Source organism: Pseudomonadota bacterium, assembly GCA_030860485.1.
In the GTDB taxonomy this organism is placed as follows: Bacteria; Pseudomonadota; Gammaproteobacteria; order JACCXJ01; family JACCXJ01; genus JACCXJ01.
Genome location: JALZID010000260.1, coordinates 1 through 6,912 on the forward strand (window position 1 = coordinate 1; position 6,912 = coordinate 6,912).

A 6,912-nucleotide genomic window follows, 5' to 3' on the forward strand; every position below is an offset into this window, starting at 1 on the left:
CACCGCCGCCGGCCAACTCGTACACTGAAGCGATCCAGCCCATTTGTAGTGGAGACCTTTTGACCGCGTAGCCCAATCTATGCGCCTTCCAGGCTGGGTACCCCCTCCAGTTGAGAAAAATGGGCTATTTGCAAGATGGGCCGGGAAGGGCCGGGAAGCGAGACCATCGAGCTCATGTTGGATAAGTCCGCGATCTCGAGCGCCAACTGGGCCGAGGTGGTGCAGAATTCCATCGCCGGTGGCGTCGATGTCGACGACCTCAGCGGAGACTGTGGAAGCCCTGCGGCTCAGCATCTCGTTTCAGGGCGGGTGAGCCCATCGCTTATCGATGAAGCAAACTAAGCTGCGATTCCTGGTCCATGGGCTGCTCGCCCTGTTTCTGCTCGTTGGGATGCAGGGCGCAGCCTTGCACGCGCTTTCGCATCTTGAGGATGGAAAGTCCGGCACGAGCCAGGGCGATACCCCTGAACGCTCGGTCTGTCATCAGTGCTTGGGCTCCCATAACCTTGACGGCGCGCTCAACTCCGACCCGCCGGCGCTTGGCGCCCTTGAATTCGATCGCCTCTTTTCGGCTGTCATACCGGGCAGCGTCTTAGTCCGCTGCCGCCTTCACTACCAGATACGCGCGCCGCCACGCCTCGCTTGATCTGAAATAAACACCGCGGGTCCGAAGGGGCCTGCGCCCGTTGGTTTTAGCTAGCGAGGAATCGGCATGTACAAACGCACCTTCTTGGCGCTGGGCTTAGCCAGCCTGCCCGGCGTCGTTCAACCTGCAACGGCAGGGCAGTCGGAATTGGAACAAATCCGCGCTGAAATGCGGGAGATGAGACAGACCTACGAGACCCGTATCGAAGCCTTGGAAAATCGAATCGAGGAGTTGGAGAGCCGCCCAGAGACTGCGGCTGCGCAGACGGCCGAACCTGCACAGGCGTCTGCCGCGACCGCCGCCAATGCCTTCAACCCGGCCATTTCCCTGATCCTCGAGGGTACTTACACGCACGCGCCGGACGGAACACGTTTGTTGCCAGGGTTTTTTCGGCCGAGGAGATCGGCCCGAAGAGCGCGGTTTCAGCCTGGCCGAAAGCGAGCTGACTTTAAGTGCCTCGATCGATCCCTACCTCTATGGTTTCGCCGCGATTGCACTGGAACCGGGCGGGGACGTGGCCATAGAGGAGGCCTACTTTCAGACCCTGGGGCTGGGTCACGGATTTACCGTCAAGGGCAGCCGTTTTTTTACGGCCATCGGTTACCTGAATGAGTTCCACCAGCACGCCTGGGATTTCTTCGATGCCCCCATCGTCTACCAGGCCTTGCTTGGCACCGAGGCCACCGGCAATCACGGCGAGGACGGCGTGCAACTGCGTTGGGTGGCGCCTACCGATACATTCCTTGAGCTCGGCGCTGAACTGGGGCGGGGCAAGGACTTCCCATCCAACGACCGCAACAAGAACGGCATCGGCGCGGCCGGCCTGTTCGCTCATTTGGGCGGAGACATTGGAGCTAGCCACAGCTATCGCGCGGGGCTATCCTGGCTCGGTGCCTGGCCCCAGGATCGGGGATCTGCCGCTGTCGATCTCGAGGACGTGGAGGTTCTCAATCTGTTTGAGGGCGACTGCTACGTGTACGCCGCAGACCTCGTCTGGAAATGGGCGCCCAACGGCGATCCCAGCGACCGCAATTTCAAGCTGCAGGGAGAGCTTCTGTGGCGCGACGAACACGGCACGCTGACCTACGACGCCGAGGGCGCGTCGAGGAGCGCTAACCGTTCGGGCTACTCCTCCGACCAGTTGGGTGGCTACCTCCAGGCGGTATACCAATTCCAGCCGCGTTGGCGTGCCGGCCTGCGCGGCGAGTGGCTGTACTCAGCGCATCTCGACCTTGGCGACAACGCAGAGACGCTGCAGGATGCCGATCACGATCCCGGCAAGTACAGCGTGATGCTGGATTATAGCCCGAGCGAATTCAGCCGCTTTCGGCGGCAATTCGCCCACCGGGAGTTGACGGATAACGAAAGCGACCAGCAAGTCATCCTGCAGTACATGCACAGCCTGGGCAGCCACGGCGCCCACCAGTTTTAAGGAGTCATCCCATGAAAAGGCGCGTTGTTTCGCTAACTAATTGCGTCCGCAATCGCGTTGCTTGCCGAACCGGCGCTGGCTGCGATGAAAGTGTTTGCCTGCGAACCCGAATGGGCCGCGCTGGCAGAAGAGCTAGGCGGGGATCAGGTCGAGGTCTACACAGCTACAACGGCTTTGCAGAATCCGCACCGCATCCAGGCCCGCCCCAGCTTGATCGCCAAAGTGCGTTCGGCCGATCTTCTGATCTGTACCGGCGCCGAGCTGGAGGTCGGTTGGCTGCCGATTCTCCTGCGCCAGTCCGGTAACTCGCAAATCCAGCCGTACACGCCAGGCTATCTGGAAGCGGCCTTGCTGGTGCCGCGCCTGGAGATCCCGACATTGCTGGACCGGGCTGCAGGCGATGTGCATCCGCAGGGTAATCCGCACATCCAGACCGACCCGCGCAATATCGCGCGCGTAGCGGGGGCCCTAGCCGAGCGTCTGGCTCAGCTTGATCCTGATCATGCCGCCGAATATCGGGCCCGCCATCAGGATTTTTCTGCGCGCTGGCAGGCCGCCATCGCGCGCTGGGAGAAAGAGGCCGCGCCGCTCAGGGGCATTACGGTCGTCGCGCACCATAAATACTGGGCCTATCTCTTCCAGTGGCTGGGCTTGCGCGAGGTGGCGGCCCTGGAACCCAAGCCCGGAATCGAGCCGAGTGTAAGTTATTTGGAGATGGTGCTGACGACGCTGCAAAAGGATCCGGCGAAACTCATCATCCGCACTGCTTACAACGATGCGCGACCCTCCGAATATTTAGCCGAGAAAGCCAAGATCCCGGCCGTGATGTTGCCGGGTACGGTGGGAGGCACCGAGCAGGCCAGGGACTTGTTCAGTCTGTTCGACGACACGATTTATCGCCTGCTGGCTGCGGCAGGCTCGTCGTGAGCAGCCTGGATCTGGCCATCCTGGGCCCGGCATTTTTGGCGGGTCTGCTGGTGCTCGGGCAGCAGGTGTTGAGGTGCGGCATCGTGTTCACCGATCTCGCTATCGCCCAGATCGCAGGGCTGGGCGTGATCGCCGCCGATCTCTTCGGCTGGGAGCCGCAGGGAATGGCGGTACAAGTCGCGGCCTTCGGCGCGGCGTTTTCCGGTGCGCTGGCGCTGCGCCTGTCCGAGCGCTTCTGGCCGGATGTGCAGGAGGAGCACCATCGGCGTCGCTTTTGTGCTGGCGGCGAGCTTCGGCATTCTGCTTCTCGCCGGCAATCCGCACGGTGGTGAGCATCTGCAGGACCTGCTGGTCGGCCAGATCCTGTGGGTGGGCACCGCGCAGCTTGCTCCGGCCGCGGCGCTGAGCGCGGTTGCGCTGGCGCTCTGGTTCTGGTTCGGCGAGCGCCTGGGCCGGCTCGGTTTCTACCTGCTGTTTGCCTCGATCGTCACCGTGTCTGTACAACTGGTGGGCGTGTATCTGGTCTTTGCGAGTCTCATCGTGCCCGCGCTGGCTAGCCAGCTGGCTAGCGGCTCCTCCCCCCTCTGGCTGGGCTACGGCGTCGGAGCTGCTGGATATGGGTTGGGCTTGATGGCCCCTGCTCGCTGGCATTTTTTCCCGCCGGCGCGATGATCGTGTGCGCCATGGCGGTGGTGGGCGTGCTTGTTTATGCGCTCACGCCGCTTTCGAACGGGCAACGTGCGAACGCACATCCGGTCGACTGAGCGATGAGCGGCACCGTGGAACCCTCGATGCGGGATCCACGATCCCGAGCAAAAATTAGCCAAGATGGGCGACTTGCGTGACGAAGGGAACACTTAGTCGGGCAGAAAGCGCACACCGGGGAGTCGCCGCTCACGCTCTCGCCCAAACAGACCAGGTGAGCGGATCGAGGGTCGGAACCGTGCGCGACGCTACGCTTTTTTCCGGTGTTGGACGTCGGCAGAAAACAATTTCTCTGCCGGCGTCATGGACGAACGGCATCCGTGCCGAGGGGTGATTAACCATGCCTGTCCGGTTCGCGCCCAACGGCACTACCGAATGGTGGCTACGGCTTCACCTTCACCTGGGTGGCTGGGTGAAGCCGTCAACGCCATGCCCGGACCCCCCCTTACCATAGGTAGTCTTGGGCGCTCAACCGGATAGGCAGCAAATAGAATCTATCGATAATAGCTCTCGAGCTGTTTATTCCACTCCCGGTCTGCCACTTCGGGCCAGTCATTTTCTTTGAAGCTAGGCGCGTTCTTCCAAGCGGTCTGGTCTACGTTGAGGATAAAGCCATCCGCTTGGCTGTTCAGGCTAAGCGCCTTCCAGGGAACTGCATGCAGCGTATCTCCCATTCCTAGCAAACCGCCAGAGGAGATCACGACATAAGCAATATCCCCATCGTCGAAGTTAAGAACGAGATCGTGGATTTTGCCGAGAGCTTCGCCTTGGGAATTCTTTACATTCATCCCAATGACAATCTTCGCGCGGTGCGTCTGGGCGACATCCTGGCGGAGATCCCTGCGCGCCTCGGGAACATCTTGCCTTTCTTCCATCACGTCCTTGCGCTCTTCCGTCACATCCTGTTGCTCGTCACGTTGCCCTTTGAGCACATCTCGCTGCTCTTCTCGCACGTCTTGCTGCTCCTTCTGCACATCCTCTTGCTGTTGGCGCACTTCTTCGCGCTGTTCCTCAACATCCACCGCTACTACCGGCGTCGTCATGCCGACACTCAGCGTCGAGACAGCCAAAAACTTGTATAGACCTCTCATGATAACCTCCAGTTTTCTACGACCCTTGAATTGACCCCGGCGCCGCCCATACGACACCGGATATGTGTGGCCTAGTTGGCGATGTTCAAACCCTCGATATCAAGCCGTCGAGTGTTTGAACGTGCATCCGCTGGGTTGCGACTAGATCGCTGATGAGCGTCTTCTGATCTTGGGGTATGCCCCTATCGCCCAGAACAGTCTCATACTCTTCCACTCCGCTTTCCTCGCCTTCCTTCAAGGCCTTCAGCGCCGCCTTGTCACCAAAGAGCTGGGCTGTTCCCATGACAATCTTCGACCAGGTGCCCCATGCGCCGGCACCGTGCGCCGGCTCACCGCCCTTTTGACGAATTGCCGCCTCGATCCGGGAGGCTGCTCTTTGATGGTCGTCGAGGATTGCACTCAGTTCATTGATCGCCGTTACGTGCTCGGGATCGGTGTCTTTTTTCTCTAGAGCCTGCCGATAGGTTTCTATCGCCGACAATTCGTTTTTCAGGAGCTCATTCATTTCATCGTAACTCATATCAACCTCACTCATATCAACCTCCGAATTCGTTGACGGTAGTACCACGGCGAGCGGAGACACTGTCCCTCGGGGTTCGTCTCTTATCTTCACCAAGCTTCGTGCCACTGGAAATGTCTCTATAAATCAATTCGTTAAGGGAGGGAATCAGAAAACGTATCGGTAACATTTACCGGCGGGTCGAGTAACTTCTGCAGAATAGCGTGGCGCGGCAGAATGACCCCCAATTGAGGAGCGCGAAGCCGCCCGGCCTTTCCGACCTCCTGGACCGAAGGCTTCGGCCGGAACCGACTTTCTTTGCGCCGCCCGGTCATCTTATTAGATGGTTGCCCAGGCGCAGCCTGATCCTCGGGCACACGCCGGGCTCGAGGTGTGAGGTTCCCCTCCGGCTATTTGCTCGAGGAAGGGTCCCGCGAAGCAGCGTGCAGCACCGCATGCCGGAATCTAGGCGAGGACACTTACGTTCGTACGTAGATCCCGGCAAGCGGTAGATGTACCCGATTTTGAATCAAGTTTAGCTAAGTTACCACCATCGCCACGAATTCCGACCCCATCCCATGAGGAGACTAACGGCGAATATGATTAGGAAGAGCCAAAATAGGACCTGAGCGATCCCGGCGGCGCTGGCTGCGATCCCACCAAAACCGAAGAGGGCGGCAATCAATGCAATAATTAGAAATAACGCGGCGTAACTTAGCATCTGAAAACCTCCTGTCCCATCGGGGACGCGTTAAACTGTTAATTCGGCTCGACGACAATCTGGTCGAACGTGGCCAGCTCGTCTCACAAACATACGCCCGAGACGGCAATCGCTGTGCCACACCGGCAACCTCAGCCTAAAGTGACGGTTTGCCTTACCAAAGGGATTCTCACGCCGTCGTGAGAGACTTCACTGTCAGTAAGTATTACCGGGCGAGGTAAAGCTTGCAGGCATTTTTTTCGATAAAGATAGCGAATGGCGGTGCAATTGCCTCCGCCCGGAAGACCCGAGCGCCAATCGGTCTCGGAAAAGAAGTCGAACGGCTGGTGGGATTTGAGGAAGGTCGGCGACGCGCTGGCGGATGACGCCGTGCCCGGCATCGGCGCGCGGGTCGCGGTAGGGATGCCGGTTACCCGGCACCCACCGGGTCGCCGGAGGCGGTCACCCGCCCCCGGCTCCCACAGAACGTAGCGTGCGGATTTCCCGCACTACGCTCTTCAGGTGTTGGTTACAGCACCGCGTAGCTCTTAAGGCGTGCATAGGGCAGAAAGAGTCTGGGACGCAGTAACGGAAAACAGTTCTTCACTTGCACGAATACCTCCCACGGCATATAGCTCTTCCAACTCCGACTGCAGAGCATCTTATGCCAGTAACGCTCGACGGCGCGGTTGACCTTGCGTAAGGCTCGAAGGTTACCCGCCACCCCGTAGTAGGCATAATGGCCCCGCAATACTTGGTTGAGGGAGGTGACTTGGTCTTTGACCGGCTCATGCTGAATCTCTCGCATCAGTTCCTGAAGGCAGGCAAGAGTGCGGCGAAGTCGAGACTTCTCCGTCTTCCGTCCTACCTTGAAGTTACCCTTGCGATTGCGCGTGCAATAATGGGTGAAGC

Annotated in this window: 7 protein-coding genes and 1 pseudogene; 4 read left to right on the plus strand and 4 right to left on the minus strand. The window is 59.6% G+C overall.

Annotated features, from left to right (window positions below):
- The first annotated feature begins 174 nt into the window (after positions 1–174).
- The 4 genes and pseudogenes from M3461_16105 (at position 175) to M3461_16120 (ending at position 3,769) form a co-directional block, all read left to right on the plus strand.
- Positions 175–342 carry a hypothetical protein gene (locus M3461_16105; GenBank protein ID MDQ3775756.1) on the plus strand — a complete coding sequence of 56 codons (168 nt, stop codon included), beginning with the start codon at positions 175–177 and terminating at the stop codon, positions 340–342.
- 818 nt (positions 343–1,160) lie between these two features.
- Positions 1,161–2,078 carry a hypothetical protein gene (locus M3461_16110; protein ID MDQ3775757.1) on the plus strand — a complete coding sequence of 306 codons (918 nt, stop codon included), beginning with the start codon at positions 1,161–1,163 and terminating at the stop codon, positions 2,076–2,078.
- Between the two features lie 84 nt (positions 2,079–2,162).
- Entirely contained in the window at positions 2,163–3,005 is an 843-nt protein-coding gene (locus M3461_16115) for a zinc ABC transporter substrate-binding protein (protein ID MDQ3775758.1), read from the plus strand.
- Positions 3,002–3,769: pseudogene (locus M3461_16120) on the plus strand (metal ABC transporter permease). Before M3461_16115 ends, M3461_16120 begins: the two are co-directional and overlap by 4 nt.
- 435 nt (positions 3,770–4,204) lie before the next feature.
- On the opposite strand, the gene M3461_16125 reads toward M3461_16120, so the two are convergent.
- From M3461_16125 to M3461_16140, 4 genes are all read right to left on the minus strand, one after another.
- Entirely contained in the window at positions 4,205–4,801 is a 597-nt protein-coding gene (locus M3461_16125; protein ID MDQ3775759.1) for a PRC-barrel domain-containing protein, read from the minus strand.
- 85 nt (positions 4,802–4,886) lie between these two features.
- Positions 4,887–5,336 carry a PA2169 family four-helix-bundle protein gene (locus M3461_16130; protein ID MDQ3775760.1) on the minus strand — a complete coding sequence of 150 codons (450 nt, stop codon included), beginning with the start codon at positions 5,334–5,336 and terminating at the stop codon, positions 4,887–4,889.
- A gap of 508 nt (positions 5,337–5,844) precedes the next feature.
- Complete coding sequence (locus M3461_16135; GenBank protein MDQ3775761.1) at positions 5,845–6,021, minus strand: DUF1328 domain-containing protein; 177 nt, start codon at positions 6,019–6,021, stop codon at positions 5,845–5,847.
- Between the two features lie 508 nt (positions 6,022–6,529).
- A partial coding sequence (locus M3461_16140; protein ID MDQ3775762.1) for a group II intron reverse transcriptase/maturase occupies positions 6,530–6,912 on the minus strand: 383 nt, incomplete at its 5' end.

What these genes read in the sequence shown, in the direction of transcription:
- M3461_16105 (MDQ3775756.1), top strand. Translation starts at nt 175, where the DNA reads ATGTTGGATAAGTCCGCGATCTCGAGCGCCAACTGGGCCGAGGTGGTG.
- M3461_16125 (MDQ3775759.1), bottom strand. Translation starts at nt 4,801, where the DNA reads ATGAGAGGTCTATACAAGTTTTTGGCTGTCTCGACGCTGAGTGTCGGC.
- M3461_16135 (MDQ3775761.1), bottom strand. Translation starts at nt 6,021, where the DNA reads ATGCTAAGTTACGCCGCGTTATTTCTAATTATTGCATTGATTGCCGCC.
- M3461_16115 (MDQ3775758.1), top strand. Translation starts at nt 2,163, where the DNA reads ATGAAAGTGTTTGCCTGCGAACCCGAATGGGCCGCGCTGGCAGAAGAG.
- M3461_16130 (MDQ3775760.1), bottom strand. Translation starts at nt 5,336, where the DNA reads ATGAGTGAGGTTGATATGAGTTACGATGAAATGAATGAGCTCCTGAAA.